General features: G+C 56.6%; 13 protein-coding genes. 8 read left to right on the top strand and 5 right to left on the bottom strand.

What is annotated here, in order from left to right:
• Positions 1-66: 66 nt before the first annotated feature.
• Positions 67-1,050: an arabinose ABC transporter substrate-binding protein gene (locus tag IBT54_RS05205; RefSeq protein WP_201251742.1), complete on the bottom strand. Its 984-nt coding sequence runs from the start codon at positions 1,048-1,050 to the stop codon at positions 67-69.
• A 365-nt stretch (positions 1,051-1,415) separates the two neighbouring features.
• Between IBT54_RS05205 and IBT54_RS05200 the strand changes: the two genes are divergently transcribed.
• From IBT54_RS05200 to IBT54_RS05190, 3 genes are all read left to right on the top strand, one after another.
• Positions 1,416-3,119 carry a ribulokinase gene (locus IBT54_RS05200; RefSeq protein WP_201251741.1) on the top strand — a complete coding sequence of 568 codons (1,704 nt, stop codon included), beginning with the start codon at positions 1,416-1,418 and terminating at the stop codon, positions 3,117-3,119.
• 202 nt (positions 3,120-3,321) lie between these two features.
• Positions 3,322-4,821, top strand: coding sequence for an L-arabinose isomerase (gene araA, locus IBT54_RS05195; protein ID WP_033783006.1), 1,500 nt, complete (start codon positions 3,322-3,324; stop codon positions 4,819-4,821).
• Between the two features lie 682 nt (positions 4,822-5,503).
• Positions 5,504-5,971 (top strand): GNAT family N-acetyltransferase, encoded by a 468-nt coding sequence (locus IBT54_RS05190; protein ID WP_013357779.1) that lies wholly within the window; start codon positions 5,504-5,506, stop codon positions 5,969-5,971.
• Between the two features lie 36 nt (positions 5,972-6,007).
• Here the strand turns inward: IBT54_RS05190 and yjfF are convergent, their stop codons facing one another.
• From yjfF to ytfQ, 4 genes are all read right to left on the bottom strand, one after another.
• Complete coding sequence (gene yjfF, locus IBT54_RS05185) at positions 6,008-6,994, bottom strand: galactofuranose ABC transporter, permease protein YjfF (RefSeq protein WP_201251740.1); 987 nt, start codon at positions 6,992-6,994, stop codon at positions 6,008-6,010.
• Positions 6,991-8,007: a galactofuranose ABC transporter, ATP-binding protein YtfT gene (ytfT, locus tag IBT54_RS05180; RefSeq protein ID WP_147789272.1), complete on the bottom strand. Its 1,017-nt coding sequence runs from the start codon at positions 8,005-8,007 to the stop codon at positions 6,991-6,993. The genes yjfF and ytfT overlap by 4 nt, the downstream gene beginning before the upstream one ends.
• A complete protein-coding gene (locus IBT54_RS05175; RefSeq protein ID WP_201251739.1) occupies positions 8,000-9,520 on the bottom strand; it encodes a sugar ABC transporter ATP-binding protein in 1,521 nt (506 codons plus the stop codon). The genes ytfT and IBT54_RS05175 overlap by 8 nt, the downstream gene beginning before the upstream one ends.
• A gap of 76 nt (positions 9,521-9,596) precedes the next feature.
• Positions 9,597-10,553, bottom strand: a complete 957-nt coding sequence (gene ytfQ, locus IBT54_RS05170) for a galactofuranose ABC transporter, galactofuranose-binding protein YtfQ (protein WP_013357775.1) — start codon at positions 10,551-10,553, stop codon at positions 9,597-9,599.
• Between the two features lie 684 nt (positions 10,554-11,237).
• On the opposite strand from ytfQ, the gene ydgT reads away from it, so the two are divergent.
• The 5 genes from ydgT to rsxC form a co-directional block, all read left to right on the top strand.
• Positions 11,238-11,453, top strand: a complete 216-nt coding sequence (gene ydgT, locus IBT54_RS05165) for a transcription modulator YdgT (protein WP_033782999.1) — start codon at positions 11,238-11,240, stop codon at positions 11,451-11,453.
• 110 nt (positions 11,454-11,563) lie between these two features.
• On the top strand, positions 11,564-12,007 hold the full coding sequence (locus IBT54_RS05160; protein WP_013357773.1) for a DUF2569 domain-containing protein: 444 nt from the start codon (positions 11,564-11,566) through the stop codon (positions 12,005-12,007).
• 123 nt (positions 12,008-12,130) lie between these two features.
• The gene (rsxA, locus tag IBT54_RS05155; protein ID WP_003853423.1) at positions 12,131-12,712 is read left to right on the top strand and encodes an electron transport complex subunit RsxA; all 582 of its coding nucleotides are present in this window, start codon (positions 12,131-12,133) and stop codon (positions 12,710-12,712) included.
• Positions 12,712-13,290, top strand: coding sequence for an electron transport complex subunit RsxB (rsxB, locus tag IBT54_RS05150; RefSeq protein WP_010245386.1), 579 nt, complete (start codon positions 12,712-12,714; stop codon positions 13,288-13,290). The genes rsxA and rsxB overlap by 1 nt, the downstream gene beginning before the upstream one ends.
• The coding region (gene rsxC / locus IBT54_RS05145) for an electron transport complex subunit RsxC (RefSeq protein ID WP_201251738.1) at positions 13,283-15,827 on the top strand (2,545 nt) is incomplete at its 3' end. The genes rsxB and rsxC, both read left to right, overlap by 8 nt.

Genomic DNA, 15,827 nt, shown 5'->3' with positions numbered 1-15,827 from the left:
CAGGGCGGGCGGCGCGAAATCGGCTATTAAGGATGCCGGGCTGCGGACAGCCCGACAGGCTCAGGGTTACATCAGTCCTTTTTTCGCCAGTTCAGTTTTGAAGTTGTCACGGGTGATCAGCACCACATCGGTAACTTCGGTGAATTTCGGTGGCTCTTCACCTTTGCTGACCCAGTTGTAGAGCATCTGGCTGCTTTTGTAGCCATGGATATCCGGGCTTGGCAGCAGCGAACCGTAGAAGCCGGTCGCCTTATCTTTTGACAGTTCACTGATGGCATCGACGCCGTTGATGCCGATGCCGATGACGTCAGCCGCTTTGAAGCCCTGTCCTTCGGTGGCACGCACGCCGCCCAGCACGGTGTTGTCGTTCATGCCGACAACCAGCCAGTGTTTGACTTCAGGATGCTGCACCAGCAGGGAGTTACCGGCGTCAAATGCGCCAGGGATATCGTTAGATTTGGTGGGAACCTGGTAGATCTGGGCTGCCGGGAAGCCAGCGGTTTTGATGGCATCCATTGAGCCGCCGGTACGACGACGTGCGGTGTCGAGTTCGTTCGCGGTAATCGCCATCACGCCGGTAGTTTTCACATCCCAGCCGCGTTTCTGCATCTCTTTATAGAGTTCCTGCCCCTGACGCTCACCAATTTTAGTGGCCGCCATCATCACCAGCGGCACGGTGTCCATTGGCTTGCCTTTGGCGGTGACGAACTGATCATCCACGGCGATGACTTTCAGGCCGTAGCCACGTGCCTTCGCCATAATGGCGGATCCGAGTTTCGGATCGGGGGTACAGATAACAAAACCTTTCGCGCCGTTGGCCGCCAGGCTGTCGATGGCATTCAGGGTTTTTTCACCATCCGGCACGGCAATTTTGATGACATCAAAGCCAAGATCTTTGCCCGCTTTGTCGGCGAATTTCCATTCAGTCTGGAACCAGGGTTCCTCTGGTTGCTTGACTAAAAAACCCAGCTTCATGGTCTCGGCGATAGCGGATTGTGACATAACCGCTGCCAGGCCGATGGCCGCGAATGCTTTAGTGAATTTATGCATGATGCTCTCCGGTACCAGGTTATTTTTCGCTGCTAATAACGAATCGGTGTAAACGCTACCAGTTAATTTTCTTATGTGGGTACAGCCATAAATCAGTGCGTTAGGCTGGCATGTGTTGACAGACTGTCCAGACGCTGGGCTAGTTTTAGCGGTATTAGCGAAGAAAAATGTAGAGCGGTATCACACATTAAAATCACGACAAAATGATCCATATATTCAGCAAATTTAACCGGAGCTTAACTTTTGCAATGGATCACAAAATCACTGCCGATGACAGAAAAGTGCATATTGTTAGCCAGCGATGACTAACTGTTCCGGCGCGCCGAACCCAGGATACAGGAGTTAACTAACTACAGGAGATTCCGATGCGTGCTGGAGCCATCACCCTTGGGCTGGACTTTGGTAGTGATTCGGTGCGTGCGCTGGCCGTGGATTGTCATAGCGGCAAAGAGCTGCAGAGTGCGGTGTGCAGCTACCCGCGCTGGCAGCAGGGCTTATACAGCGATCCGCACACGAACCGTTTTCGTCACCATCCACAGGATTACATCGACGCCATGGAGCAGGCGCTGCTCGGCGTGCTGAATGCACTGAACGACGATCAACGCAACGCCGTAGCCGGCATTGGCGTTGACAGCACCGGTTCAACCCCCGCGCCCATCGACCGCGACGGCAACGTGCTGGCGCTGCGCCCGGAGTTCGCGGAGAACCCCAACGCGATGTTTGTGTTGTGGAAAGATCACACGGCGATAGAAGAAGCCGAAGAGATTAATCAGCTGTGCCACAGCGGCCGCTTCCAGGATTACAGCCGCTATATCGGCGGCATTTACTCTTCGGAGTGGTTCTGGGCGAAGATTCTGCACGTCTCGCGTGAAGATGCGGCCGTGCGTGAGGCCGCCGTTTCCTGGGTCGAGCTGTGCGACTGGGTACCTGCCCTGTTAAGCGGCACCACCGCGCCAGATAAGCTGCGCCGTGGCCGCTGTGCGGCCGGTCATAAAGCGCTGTGGCACGGCGACTGGAACGGCCTGCCCGATGTCGATTTCCTTAATGCACTCGACCCGCTGTTAACCCAGCAGCTCGACTCGCCGTTATTCACAGAGACCTGGACTGCGGATCTGCCGGTCGGCACGCTCAGCCCCGAGTGGGCGCAGCGTCTTGGCCTGACGCAGACGGTCACGCTCTCCGGTGGCGCATTTGACTGCCATATGGGCGCAGTCGGTGGCGGAGCTAAACCTTATACGCTGGTGAAAGTGATCGGCACCTCCACCTGCGACATCCTGATTGCTGACACAGAAAAAGTTGGCGATCGCGATATTAAAGGCATCTGTGGTCAGGTCGATGGCAGCGTCGTGCCCGGCGCTATCGGGCTGGAGGCCGGTCAGTCTGCCTTTGGTGATATCTATGCCTGGTTCAGCCGTTTACTGGGCTGGCCGTTACAGCTGGCGGCGCAGCAGCATCCGGCGCTGAAGCCTCAGCTGGCTGAGATGCAGAAAAACCTGATTAAAGATCTGACCGAAGCCTGGGCCGCCAATCCGCAGCTCGACCATCTGCCGGTGGTGCTGGACTGGTTTAACGGTCGCCGCACGCCAAACGCCAATCAGCGTCTGAAAGGGGTAATTACCGACCTGAATCTGGGCACCGATGCCCCCGCGCTGTTTGGCGGTCTGGTCGCGGCCACCGCGTTTGGCGCACGCGCCATTATGGAGTGCTTCGAGCAGCAGCAGATCCCGGTCGAGAGCATTCTGACCCTCGGCGGCATCGCACGGAAATCTCCGGCGATTATGCAGGCCTGCTGCGATGTGATGAACCGGCCACTGGATATCGTCGCCTCTGACGAGTGCTGTGCGCTGGGTGCGGCTATTTTCGCCGCCGTGGCCGCTGGTGTTCACGCCAGCGTCCCTGATGCACAACAGGTCATGGCCAGCCCGATTGCCGTGACGATGCAGCCCGATCCGGCGCGCGTCGCCCGCTATCAACAACTTTATCAACGCTATCAACAATGGTGCGTGACGGCAGAACCGCAATACGCCGCCCGGCCCGCTTCCGCTACGAGCCTGGCCCAACAGGCGTAATTGTTGCAGGCAGTCTGGACACGGACAGCGTGAAACAGCCAGCGTACACGGAGTACGTGAGGATTATTCGCTGTGCTCGCCCCTTCAGGGCCGCACTTCAGGGCGTTCAGGTTGCTAAAGCAGCCTGTGTGAGCACTGCCCGGGTTCAGACTGACAAATAAATTAGCCTACTAAGGTAGGCGCTAAGTAAAGGAGTGGTTTTATGGAACAGTCAAACAACTACAGCGTGTGGTTTGTCATCGGCACGCAGCACCTCTACGGGCCGGAGACGTTACGCCAGGTTGAACAGCATGCACGTCAGGTCGTTGAGGGGTTGAATCAGGCCGGTTTACCCATGCGTCTGGAGCTGAAACCGCTGGTGAAGTCACCGGATGAAGCGCTGGCCCTGTGTCGCGACGCAAACTATGACAAGCAGTGCGCCGGGATCATTACCTGGCTGCATACTTTCTCTCCAGCCAAGATGTGGATTGGCGGCCTGAGCGTGCTGAATAAGCCGCTGCTGCAATTCCATACCCAGTTCAATGCGGAGATCCCGTGGGACAGCATGGACATGGACTTTATGAACCTGAACCAGACCGCGCACGGCGGCCGTGAGTTCGGTTTCATCGGCGCGCGCATGGGCCTGCAGCACAGCGTGGTGACCGGTCACTGGAAAGATAGCGCCAGTCAGCAGCGTCTGGGGAACTGGATGCGTGCAGCGCTGGCAAAACAGGCTAGCCAGCAGCTGAAAGTCGCGCGTTTTGGCGACAACATGCGTGAAGTGGCCGTGACCGAAGGCGATAAGGTCGCCGCACAGATTCAGTTCGGCTATTCAGTGAATGGCTGGGGTGTAGGCGATCTGGTTGAGGTGATCAATGGCGTCAGCGATGGCGACGTAAATGCGCTGATCGACGAGTACGAAAGCCTGTATCGCTTTACCGATGTTGCTGCATCTGGCGGCGAAAAACGTCAGAACGTGCTGGATGCCGCGCGCATTGAGCTGGGTCTGAAGCGTTTCCTGGAAGCGGAGGGCTGCCATGCCTTTACCACTAACTTCCAGACGCTGCACGGCATGACACAGTTGCCCGGTCTGGCGGTTCAGCGTCTGATGGGTCAGGGTTATGGCTTCGCAGGTGAAGGTGACTGGAAAACCGCTGCGCTGCTGCGCATTTTCAAAGTGCTGGCAGGCGATCGCAAAGGTGGCACCTCATTTATGGAGGATTACACCTATCACTTCTCACCGGGCAACGATCTGGTGCTCGGCTCGCACATGCTGGAAGTCTGTCCGTCGATTGCCATTGAAGAGAAGCCATTAATCGATGTGCAGTTCCTCGGCATTGGCGATAAAGCCGACCCGGCGCGCATGATTTTCTCCACGCCAGCGGGCCGTGCGGTTAACGCCAGCGTAATTGATATGGGTGATCGTTTCCGTCTGCTGGTTAACGTGGTGGATGCTATCGAGCAGCCGAAACCGCTGCCGAAGTTGCCGGTTGCCCGCGCACTGTGGAAAGCGCAGCCATCACTGGCGACTGCTTCCGAAGCGTGGATTCTGGGTGGCGGTGCGCACCATACGGTGTTCAGTCAGGCGCTGACGCTCGACGATATGTATCTGTATGGTGAGATGAATGATATCGAAGTGCTGGTGATAGATGAGCACACCACCTTGCCTGCGTTTAAAGACGCGCTGCGCTGGAATGAAGCGTATTACCGGTTGAAACGTTAATAGGTGATTAAGCGGCGCTTTAGGGGTTCTGAAAAGATACTGCTTCAGGATTGATAAGGTGCCGTTTTTTAGTAAATAAGTGCTATTCAGTCGGGAATGGCGGGCGTTCCGTAAAGTCGCCGTAAATACATCCCTGCAGGCTCGGCCGCCGGACGACTCGCCTCATCCATGAGGCTCGCCCGCAAGCGGGCCAACGCTTCGCGTTGTTCAAAAACGCTCCCGGCGTTTTTGTCCATGCGGCGGACGCTTTACTCCACTGCCCGTCATACCCTCCTTTTTGTGGCACCTAAGCGATTTTTTAAGGATCCAACCATTCCTGGCAGCAATTAAAAATCTCATGTACCAGACGCCTTACTTCACTGCTGATTTTAGCCTGCTTAATCTCAACTTTGCGTTCGCACGTTTAATTACAGCAATGATCAAGCCCAACCGGGAAGGAATGGTATGCCTGAAGAGCAAAGCGTCCGCGCCAGGGATGGCGCGGCCGATCCGCATGGATGCGGGAACCCTTTGCGATCAGGCATACCTTTGCTGACCTTACACCCGAATCCCATAGCGATTATTTTCCCGGTAATACATAAGAACACCGGTCTCTTTGCTAAAACTCAACTCTTTCACCATCTTGCACTTTCCTCCACCAGCCTGTATTGCTACATACCTGATAAAAAAAGGTTAAAGCGCCATGCAAATTGCCGATCTGAACCAGCATCCCGACTACGCCTCACAAACTGCACAACTGCTGCATACAGAATGGTCACATCTCCCTGCATGGTCGGATCAGCCCACTATCCTTACGCGTTTAACAAAACGGAATCAGACCGGCTCGTCGGAATTTACCCTCGTCGCCACATCGGACGGCGAAACGGTTATCGCGACCTGTAGCGTCATCCGTTATGAACTGGACGACATCGCGGCAAGGGAATACTGGATTGGCGAAGTGGTGACGGATAAGAAATTCCGGGGCCGGGGCGTGGCGAAAGCCTTGATCCAGCAAGCGATTGTCCGGGCAAAACACCAGCAGATTGGCGAGCTCTGGCTCTATACCCCCGATCAACAGGCGTACTATCAGCGTTCAGGATGGCGGGCGGTCGAACAGCGGCACATAGCGGGTGAAGACGTCACGGTGATGGTGCTGCATCTGGCACAATAAATGGCGGCTCCTGAGAGCCACCATTCAGCCATTTATTCAGCCAGGGATTCGTTTAACCGGCGCGTTCTGCTGACGATCCCAGATTACCGTCAGCAACAGCTGCAGCGCGATAAACGCAAACAGCAGAATCCCGATGGCGATCTTGGTCCACCACGAACTCAGCGTGCCGTCAAAATTAATCCAGGTCTGAATCAGCCCCTGAATCAGCACACCAAACAGCGTGCCCAGCACCGTCCCAACACCACCCGACAGCAACGTGCCACCAATCACCACCGACGCAATCGCATCCAGCTCCACACCCAGCCCGGCCAGCGCATATCCTGCCGAGGTATAGATCGAGAACACGATGCCAGCCAGCGTCGCCAGCGTGGTGGAAAGCATATAAATCTTGATGGTAGTCGCACGGGTTGAAACGCCCATCAGCTGAGCCGACGTCATATTGCCGCCGATGGCGTAAACCCGGTTACCAAACCGCGTACGGTGCGCCAGAATAATCCCGCCTGACACCACCACCAGCATAATCACCGCCAGCAGACTGAGACGCCCTCCGCCCGGCACTTTCCACGCCAGACTGGACAGCAGGGTGTAGAACGGATGATCGATGGGAATCGAATTCTCGGACACCAGATAAGAACAGCCGCGCAGGAAAAACATCCCCGCCAGCGTAATGATAAAGGCCGGGATCTTCAGCGCATCGATCAGCCAGCCCATCATGGCGCCGAACAGCGCACCCAGTGACAGAATCAGCGCAAACGCCAGCAACGGATCGACATGGAAATCGCCAATCGCCCGCGCCAGAAACACGCCGGTAAAGGCGATCACCGCGCCGACCGACAGATCGATACCACCCGACAAAATCACAAAGGTCATGCCGACGGCGATAATGCCGAGGAAGGCGTTATCGGTCAGGATATTGCAGATCACCCGGGTTGAGGCAAAGCCCGGAAACTGACTCAGACAAAACAGGTAACCCGCCACAAACACCAGCAGCGTGATCATCAGCGGAAGATGACGTTTAATCATGTCGGGCGTCTCCGTTTCAACATCGCAATAAAGCGCGGTGACTGCAGCAACAGCACACACATCACCACCACCGCTTTCACCACCTGATTCAGCTCCGGCGGGAAGCCGGAAAGTAGAATCCCGGTATTCATCGACTGAATAATCAGCGCGCCAATCAGCGACAACACCAGATTAAAGCGGCCACCCATCAGCGATGCACCACCAATCACCACGGCGAGAATCGCATCCAGCTCCAGCCATAAACCGGCATTATTGGCATCCGCGCCGCGAATATCCGCCGCGACAATCAGCCCGGCCACAGCGGCACAGACGCCACTGATCGCATAAGTCGACATCACCACCAGCCAGCCGGTCACGCCCGCGTTGCGGGCCGCGCGCAGGTTAATCCCCACCGCTTCGATAAACAGACCCAGCGCGGTCTTGCGCGTCAGCAGCCAGACCGCCAGCGCCACCACCAGCGTGATCCAGACCGGCACCGGCAACATCCACAGCGAGCCGTTACCAAACCAGCCAAGGCTGTCACTGTCGAACGTCACAATCTGCCCCTGCGTAATCAGCTGAGCGATACCACGCCCGGCGACCATCAGAATCAGCGTGGCAACAAACGGCTGAATACGCAGCAGCGCCACCAGCACCCCATTCCACAAACCACAGGCTAAACCGGTTCCCAGCGTGCAGAGAATAATAAACGGCACACCATGTCCGGCGACAGTCAGTGTGGCGGCGGTCGCGCCCGCTATCGCCATCACTGCACCCACGGAAAGATCGATGCCGCCGGTAGCGATCACCAGCGTCATGCCAATCGCCAGCAGGGCAACCGGGGCCGCACGGTTAAGAATATCGATCGGGCTACCGAACAGACGCCCATCCTGCAGGTGCACGGCAAAAAAGTTACTGGCTACCAGACTGTCGATCAGCAGCACCAGCAGCAGCGCGGCGATTTGCGGCATCCCTGGCGGGAACTTCAGCTTACGGCGTGGCATTTTTTCAGTTGTCATAGAGGAATCAGGCATGTTTAGCCCCTCCGTCCGCGATAGCATTGACGATCGACGCCACCGAAAGCTGCTCCAGCGGAATTTCTGCCACCTGCTTCAGATCGCGCATGATCAACACCCGATCGGCATAACCGACCAGTTCTTCGAGTTCAGAGGAGATCACCAGCAGCGCCAGACCATCGGCGCACAGGGATTCAATTAAACGGATAATCTCGGCGTGTGCGCCTACATCAATGCCGCGCGTCGGTTCGTCGAGGATTAAAAACTGCGGTTTAGTCACCAGCCAGCGCGACAGCAGCACCTTCTGCTGGTTACCGCCCGATAACAGCTCTACCGGCTGCTCGGCGTGCGGCGTGCGAATACCCAGACTCTTAATAAAACGATCGGCAATCGCCTGCTGCTCGCGCTTTTTAATCGGCCTTAACCAGCCGCGCTGCGCCTGCAAGGCCAGAATAATATTTTCGCGAACGGAGGCCGCGCCGATAATCCCATCCGTCTTTCGATCTTCCGGGCAAAACCCCATGCCGAGCTGTGAGGCTCTCGCCGGATTAGTAATCTTCTGCACTTTCCCTTTGATCTTCGCGGTCCCGCGATCGGCCCGACGAATACCAAACAGCACTTCGGCGGTCTCTGTGCGGCCCGAACCCAACAGACCGGCCAGGCCGACGACTTCACCGGGACGCACTGCCAGGTTAAAGGGTTCGATAGTGCCCTTCCTGCCGTAATCTTCAAACGACACCACCGGCTGATTACTGCGCAGCGTGCTGCCCTGACGCTGTAATGCAGTCTCCAGCAGTTCACGACCCAGCATCAGCTTAATCAGTTCAATCTGCGGCAGCGTGGCGGTATCGCGAGTCGCGATAAACTGCCCGTTACGCAGCACGGTAATCCGGTCAGTAATGCGGTACACCTGGTCGAGAAAGTGGGTCACAAAAATCAGGCTCATCCCTTTGGCTTTCAGCTGCGCCATCAGGGTAAACAGCATTTCGACTTCGCTGGCATCCAGGCTGGCTGTCGGCTCATCGAGGATCAACACCTGGGCCGAAAGATCCACCGCGCGGCAGATGGCAACAATCTGCTGCATCGCCACCGAGTAGTGACCCAGCGGACGTGTCACGTCGAGGGAAAACCCGTAGTTCCGCATCAGCGCATCGGCATCACGCACCATGCGGCGACGGTCGATCATGCCAAAGCGACGCGGCTCACGACCAATATAGAGGTTATCTGCCACCGACATGTTCGGCAGCATATTCACCTCCTGATAAACGGTCCCGATGCCCATCTCCTGTGCCTGCGCGGTGTTATGCGGGGTGATCGGCTCACCATTCAGGGTAATCGTGCCGGCATCACGGCTGTAAACGCCGGTCAGCACCTTAATCAGGGTCGATTTGCCAGCACCGTTTTCCCCCAGCAGCGCCATAATCTCCCCTTTGCGGATATCAAAGGAAACATTGCTCAGCGCTTTAACGCCGGGAAACCCTTTGCTGACGCCGCTGATGGATAACAGCGGTATTTCATTTTGCGTCGTCATTATGCTCACTCCGCCTTACGTCATGAAAAACCGCCCCGGGGGGCGGTCTGCGGCTGGTCTGGGGCGGGTCTGCGGATCAGTAACCCATACCCTTTTTCTTATCCAGCTCCGTCTGCGCGTCAGCAGGCAGAAACAGCTTTGACTCGGTCTTGATGACTTTAGGCGGCAGCGTGCCATCTTTTTTGAATTTCTCCAGGGCATCAAACGCCGGGCCAGCCATGTTCGGCGTCAGCTCCACGTTGGCGTTGGCTTCACCTGCCAGCATCGCTTTGTAGATATCCGGCACACCATCAATTGAGCCGGTCAGTATGTCTTTGCCCGGTTTCAGGCCCGCTTCTTTAATCGCCTGAATGGCACCGATCGCCATATCATCGTTATGCGCGTAAACCATGCAGATGTTTTTGCCGTTGTTCTCAGCCTTGATAAAGCTCTCCATCACCTCTTTACCCTTGCTACGGGTAAAGTCGCCGGACTGCGAGCGGATCACTTTAATGTTTGGATGGTTGCTGATCGCTTCAGCAAAGCCTTTCTTACGATCGATTGCCACGCTGGCCCCGACGGTGCCCTGCAGTTCCACCACGTTACACTGCTTGTCGCCCACGGTTTTCACCAGCCAGTCGCCAATCAGTTTGCCTTCCAGAACGTTGTCCGCCGTCACCACGGCCTGATAGAGCGATTTGTCTTTCACCACGATAGCGCGGTCCAGCAGGTAAACCGGGATTTTGGCGTCTTTGGCTTCTTCCAGCACCGGCTCCCAGCCGGTCTGTACGACTGGCGCGATGAAAATGGCATCAACGCCCTGGGCAATAAACGAACGTACTGCCTTGATCTGATTCTCTTGTTTCTGCTGCCCGTCGGCGATTTTCAGGGTGATTCCGCGTTTTTTGGCTTCGCTTTTCGCCACGCTGGTCTCAGCCGAACGCCAGCCAGATTCCGAACCGACCTGCGAGAAGCCGACCGTCATATCTGCAGCGAGCACCGGGCCGGTTAACGCGGCGCTGACCAGCGTGGTCAGAAGTAAACGTTTCCACATAGTTTTTAATCCTCTGAAAGGCGTTTGCTGTTTAGGGTAGAGAGCCTGCTTAGACTGGACTAAAAAAGCGTTCATAATGGCGACACACTTCACAAAACAGAGCAATTTAAAGGAGTTACGTGCAGCCGGACGGGTTCGCTGGTCACAGCGTTATGGATAAAATGGCTGAGTAATAAAACAACGCTCGTTAAATAATTGTAATAAACAGAATCGCTTATGCTTAACGTCACTGGAAACGATTACAGACAGGCGTACAAAATGGGTTATCCGGTCTGCGATGAACAAAAAATGGGTTTTGTGATTGCCCGCACAGTCGTTCACGCGTGCAGATTGGGCGCGAAACGTTTCTATGCGTGTGGTTTCAAAAGGATTAATTTTTCTGCCCTGAAAATGTCAGAAAGGAGGCATTGACGCAGCGGCTGGCATGAAGGGACGAAAAATGATATTCAAGATGCGCGTTTAACGCTGTATTCCGGCATGGATATTTGTGAGCTGATACGCTGTTTAAAAGCATCGCGCGGGCAGGCTGGCACAGACAGCAATAAAAATAGCAGATTTGGACTTTTAGTGGCTAATAAGGTGCTTTAGTCTGATTTTCGCTTTTTTTAACCGGCCCGATCTGGACAGCCCTGGCTTGCCCCCTATACTGAGCACTCCTTTGTACTTCTATCTGTTATGGCAATGATGACTGCGCACGATTACCTGCTTAAATTCCGCAAAGTAAATAATTCAGACAGTCTGGAAAAGCTTTTCGATCACCTTAACTACTCCCTTACAAATGATATGGAAATCATCAATATGTATCGGGCTGCCGATCATCGTCGCGCCGAACTGGTTTCTGGCGGACGGTTATATGATCTTGGCTGTGTCCCTAAAACGGTGTGGCGCTACGTGGTCTGATTTCCGGCTGATTAATCGCTCTCTTTACCTCTGACCTTGTCCGGATGGGCGTGCCCCTCTGGACATGTTATTCTGCTGCGCTTCGACTCCCCGAGACAGGAATAACCACGATGAATGAACAGGTTGCTGCGCCACGTATTGGTGGCTGGCTTTTGCTGCCACTGGCCTGGCTGATAATGACCCTGTTAACCACCGTTCTGGTGCTGGCGATGTATCTGACCCCCCTCTTTAATCCGGAATGGCGTGTGGCGCTGTTTTCACACGGCAGCACTCTGCTCTCTTACTGGGCCATTTCGCTGCTTACCGCCGTGGCGGTCTGGGCCTACAGCCTCTGGATCAGCTGGCTTTTCTTTAAGCGTTCCCGCCGTTTGCCGCGCCACTATCTGCTCTGGCTGCTGATAACCGTGCTGCTGGCGCTGAAAACCTTTGCCTTTACGCCGGTTGCCGATAGCCGTGCTCTCCAGACGTTACTGCTGTCACTGCTCGCGGCGGCGATATTTGCGCCCTATTTCAAACGCTCAAAGCGGGTAAAAACCACCTTTATCGCGCCGTAACGCTGTGAGTTATGTCAGGAATTTAATTCTGAGTGCGGTCTGCCGCCTTGCGGGAGGCGCGGGTGTTGAGATACGCCGCGCTATCAATGATAATAAGCCGCTTTCCGGCTCCCAGGCGAAAAAATGACCGATTATCTGCTTCTCTTTGTTGGCACCGTGCTGGTGAATAACTTCGTATTAGTGAAGTTTCTCGGCCTCTGTCCATTTATGGGCGTTTCCAAAAAACTGGAAACGGCGATTGGCATGGGCCTCGCTACAACATTCGTGATTACGCTGGCCTCTATCTGCGCGTGGCTGGTCAACCATCTGATCCTGCTGCCGCTGGATCTGGTCTATCTGCGCACAATGGCCTATATCCTGGTGATCGCTGTTGTCGTACAGTTCACCGAAATGGTGGTGCGTAAAACCAGTCCGTCGCTCTATCGTTTACTGGGTATCTTCCTGCCGCTGATCACCACCAACTGTGCGGTGCTGGGCGTGCCTCTGCTGAGCGTTAACCTCAACCACACCTTTATGCAGGCCGCGCTGTATGGTTTCAGTGCCTCTATCGGCTTCTCGCTGGTGATGGTGCTGTTCGCCGGGATGCGTGAGCGTCTGGTGCTGGCCAATGTGCCTGCCCCGTTTAAAGGCAACTCCATTGCCCTGATTACCGCGGGCCTCATGGCGCTGGCATTCATGGGCTTCAGCGGTCTGGTGAAATTCTGATGACCGCGATCTGGATTGCTGTTGCCGTATTAAGTGCCCTGAGCCTGGTGTTCGGCGCCCTGCTGGGTTACGCCTCGCGCCGCTTTGAGGTGGAAGAAGATCCTATCGTTGAGCAGATTGATGCCATTCTGCCGCAGAGCCAGTGTGGCCAGTGCGGCTACCCTGGCTGCCGTCCCTATGCTGATGCGGTCGGCAACAACGGTGAAGCAATCAATAAATGCGCGCCGGGCGGTGAACAGACCATGCTCAAGCTGGCTGCGCTGCTGAACGTTGAACCGCAGCCGATTGATGGCGATGAAACGGCGAAAGAGCCGGTGCGCACCGTGGCGTTTATCGATGAAGCCAACTGCATTGGCTGCACCAAATGTATTCAGGCCTGTCCGGTGGATGCAATTGTCGGCGCAACCCGCGCCATGCACACCGTGCTGAGCGATGTCTGCACCGGCTGCGATCTCTGTGTCGCACCCTGCCCGACTGACTGTATTGAAATGCGTCCGGTCGCCACCACGCCAGCTAACTGGAAGTGGGATTTGAATACCATTCCTGTACGGGTGATCCCGGTAGAAACTCATGCTTAATCTGTTTAACTTCCTGAAAAAAGAGAAAGTCTGGGATTTTCAGGGCGGTATCCATCCGCCGGAAATGAAAACCCAGTCCAACGGCACGCCGCTCAGCGAACTGCCGCTGCCGCACCGTTTTATTATCCCGCTGAAACAGCATATCGGCCATGAAGGGGAGATCTGCGTTGTGCCCGGCGAGAAAGTGCTGCGCGGTCAGCCCCTGACGTTTGGTACTGGCCGCATGCTGCCGGTCCATGCGCCCACCTCTGGCGTGATTGAGGATATCGGTCAGCATATGACCGCGCACCCGTCGGGCCTGTCCGAACTTTGCATCTTCCTGACGCCGGATGGTGAAGACCGCTGGATGCCGCTCGATCCGCTGCCAGACTACCGTCAGCATCCGCGCGCCGACATCGTGCAGCGAATTTACGATGCGGGCATTGCGGGTCTGGGCGGCGCGGGATTCCCGACCGCCACCAAACTGAAAGGCGGCCTGCGCGGGGTTAAAACCCTGATTATCAATGCGGCAGAGTGTGAACCTTACATCACCGCTGACGATCGCCTGATGCAGGACTACGCCGCCGAAGTGCTGGAAGGCAGCCGCATTCTCGCCTGGGTGTTACAGGCTGAGCGGGTGTTGATTGGCATTGAAGATAATAAACCTGAAGCGATCGCCGCGCTGAAACAGGCGCTGGGTAGCGAGCGCGATCTGCAAATCCGGGTGATCCCGACTAAATATCCTTCCGGCGGTGCCAAGCAACTGACCCGCATTCTGACCGGCATGGAAGTGCCGCACGGCGGACGTTCAACCGATATCGGCGTGCTGATGCAGAACGTCGGTACCGCCTGGGCCGTTAAGCGGGCCATCATTAATGGTGAACCGATTACCGAACGCGTGGTGACACTGACCGGCGAGGCGATTGCCCAGCCGCGTAACGTCTGGAGTCGTCTTGGCACGCCAATCAGCCATCTGCTGCATCAGGTCGGATTTACGCCTGCGCCGCGTCAGATGGTAATCATGGGCGGTCCGCTGATGGGCTTTACCCTGCCATCGCTGGATGTGCCGGTGGTGAAGATCACCAACTGTATTCTTGCGCCCTCTGCCAGTGAGATGGGCAACAATGATGAAGAGCAGTCCTGCATTCGCTGTTCCGCCTGTGCCGATGCCTGTCCGGCCAAACTACTGCCGCAGCAGCTTTACTGGTACAGCCAGGGCGGCGATCACGATAAAGCGCGTGCCCACCATATCGATGACTGCATCGAATGCGGTGCCTGCGCCTATGTCTGCCCGAGTAATATTCCGCTGGTGCAATATTACCGTCAGGAAAAAGCGGAACTGCGCGCCATCGATCTGGAAGCGAAACGCACGCTGGAAGCTAAAGCCCGCTTCGAAGCGCGTCAGGCGCGCCTGGAGCGTGAAAAACAGGCCCGTGAAGCGCGTCATGAAGAGGCAAAACAGCGAGTTGCCCGCACCGATACCAGTGAGCTGGCAGCAGCTAAAGCGCGGGTGAAAGCCCGTCAGTCCGCTGAACCGGATGAAGCGACGCTTGAAGCGCAGCGTGAAGCCCGCCATGCGCAGGCGCGTCTGCGTCAGGCTGAGGCGCAGGCTGAAACCCAGCCGGTAACGCGTCAGTCAGTCGATCCGCGTAAAGCGGCGGTTGAAGCCGCGATTGCCAGGGCAAAAGCGAAGAAAGTCTCACCGGCTGATACGGCTGCTGACGCCAGTGTCGATCCGCGTAAAGCCGCCGTCGAGGCCGCTGTAGCGCGCGCCAAAGCGAAGAAAGCGGCTCAGGCGGAAGGCGTTGATGTGACGGCTATGGCTGCATCGGAGAGTGTTACTGACGCCTTGCCGGACGCCACTGCTGAAACCGACCCGCGTAAAGCCGCGGTTCAGGCCGCTATCGCCCGTGCCAAAGCGAAGAAAGCAGCACAGTCTGAAGGCGCTGATGCGACGGCTCCGGCTGCATCGGAGAGTGTTTCAGAAGCCGCACCAGGCACCACTGCTGAAACCGACCCGCGTAAAGCCGCGGTTCAGGCCGCTATCGCCCGTGCCAAAGCGAAGAAAGCGGCACAGGCTGAAGGCGCTGATACGACAGCGTCGCAGAGCGTGACTGACGCCGCGCCGGACGCTGCGGCTGAAGCTGCACCGGACGCCGCAGTGGAAACCGACCCACGTAAAGCCGCGGTTCAGGCCGCTATCGCCCGTGCCAAAGCGAAGAAAGCGGCACAGGCTGAAGGCGCTGATACGACAGCGTCGCAGAGCGTGACTGACGCCGCGCCGGACGCTGCGGCTGAAGCTGCACCGGACGCCGCAGTGGAAACCGACCCACGTAAAGCCGCGGTTCAGGCCGCTATCGCCCGTGCCAAAGCGAAGAAAGCGGCACAGGCTGAAGGCGCTGGTACGACAGCGTCGCAGAGCGTGACTGACGCCGCGACGGACGCTGCGGCTGAAGCTGCACCGGACGCCGCCGTGGAAACCGACCCACGCAAAGCCGCGGTTCAGGCCGCTATCGCCCGTGCCAAAGCGAAGAAAGCGGCACAGGCTGAAAGCGCTG

This window comes from Pantoea sp. S62, from assembly GCF_016658625.1.
Classification (GTDB): domain Bacteria; phylum Pseudomonadota; class Gammaproteobacteria; order Enterobacterales; family Enterobacteriaceae; genus Pantoea; species Pantoea vagans.
Note: the sequence above shows the minus strand (reverse complement) of the source record. Positions and strands in the feature narration are given on the sequence as shown.

Coding starts and splice junctions, on each gene's coding strand:
- IBT54_RS05205 (WP_201251742.1), bottom strand. CDS start 1,050: ATGCATAAATTCACTAAAGCATTCGCGGCCATCGGCCTGGCAGCGGTT.
- IBT54_RS05200 (WP_201251741.1), top strand. CDS start 1,416: ATGCGTGCTGGAGCCATCACCCTTGGGCTGGACTTTGGTAGTGATTCG.
- araA (WP_033783006.1), top strand. CDS start 3,322: ATGGAACAGTCAAACAACTACAGCGTGTGGTTTGTCATCGGCACGCAG.
- IBT54_RS05190 (WP_013357779.1), top strand. CDS start 5,504: ATGCAAATTGCCGATCTGAACCAGCATCCCGACTACGCCTCACAAACT.
- yjfF (WP_201251740.1), bottom strand. CDS start 6,994: ATGATTAAACGTCATCTTCCGCTGATGATCACGCTGCTGGTGTTTGTG.
- ytfT (WP_147789272.1), bottom strand. CDS start 8,007: ATGCCTGATTCCTCTATGACAACTGAAAAAATGCCACGCCGTAAGCTG.
- IBT54_RS05175 (WP_201251739.1), bottom strand. CDS start 9,520: ATGACGACGCAAAATGAAATACCGCTGTTATCCATCAGCGGCGTCAGC.
- ytfQ (WP_013357775.1), bottom strand. CDS start 10,553: ATGTGGAAACGTTTACTTCTGACCACGCTGGTCAGCGCCGCGTTAACC.
- ydgT (WP_033782999.1), top strand. CDS start 11,238: ATGACTGCGCACGATTACCTGCTTAAATTCCGCAAAGTAAATAATTCA.
- IBT54_RS05160 (WP_013357773.1), top strand. CDS start 11,564: ATGAATGAACAGGTTGCTGCGCCACGTATTGGTGGCTGGCTTTTGCTG.
- rsxA (WP_003853423.1), top strand. CDS start 12,131: ATGACCGATTATCTGCTTCTCTTTGTTGGCACCGTGCTGGTGAATAAC.
- rsxB (WP_010245386.1), top strand. CDS start 12,712: ATGACCGCGATCTGGATTGCTGTTGCCGTATTAAGTGCCCTGAGCCTG.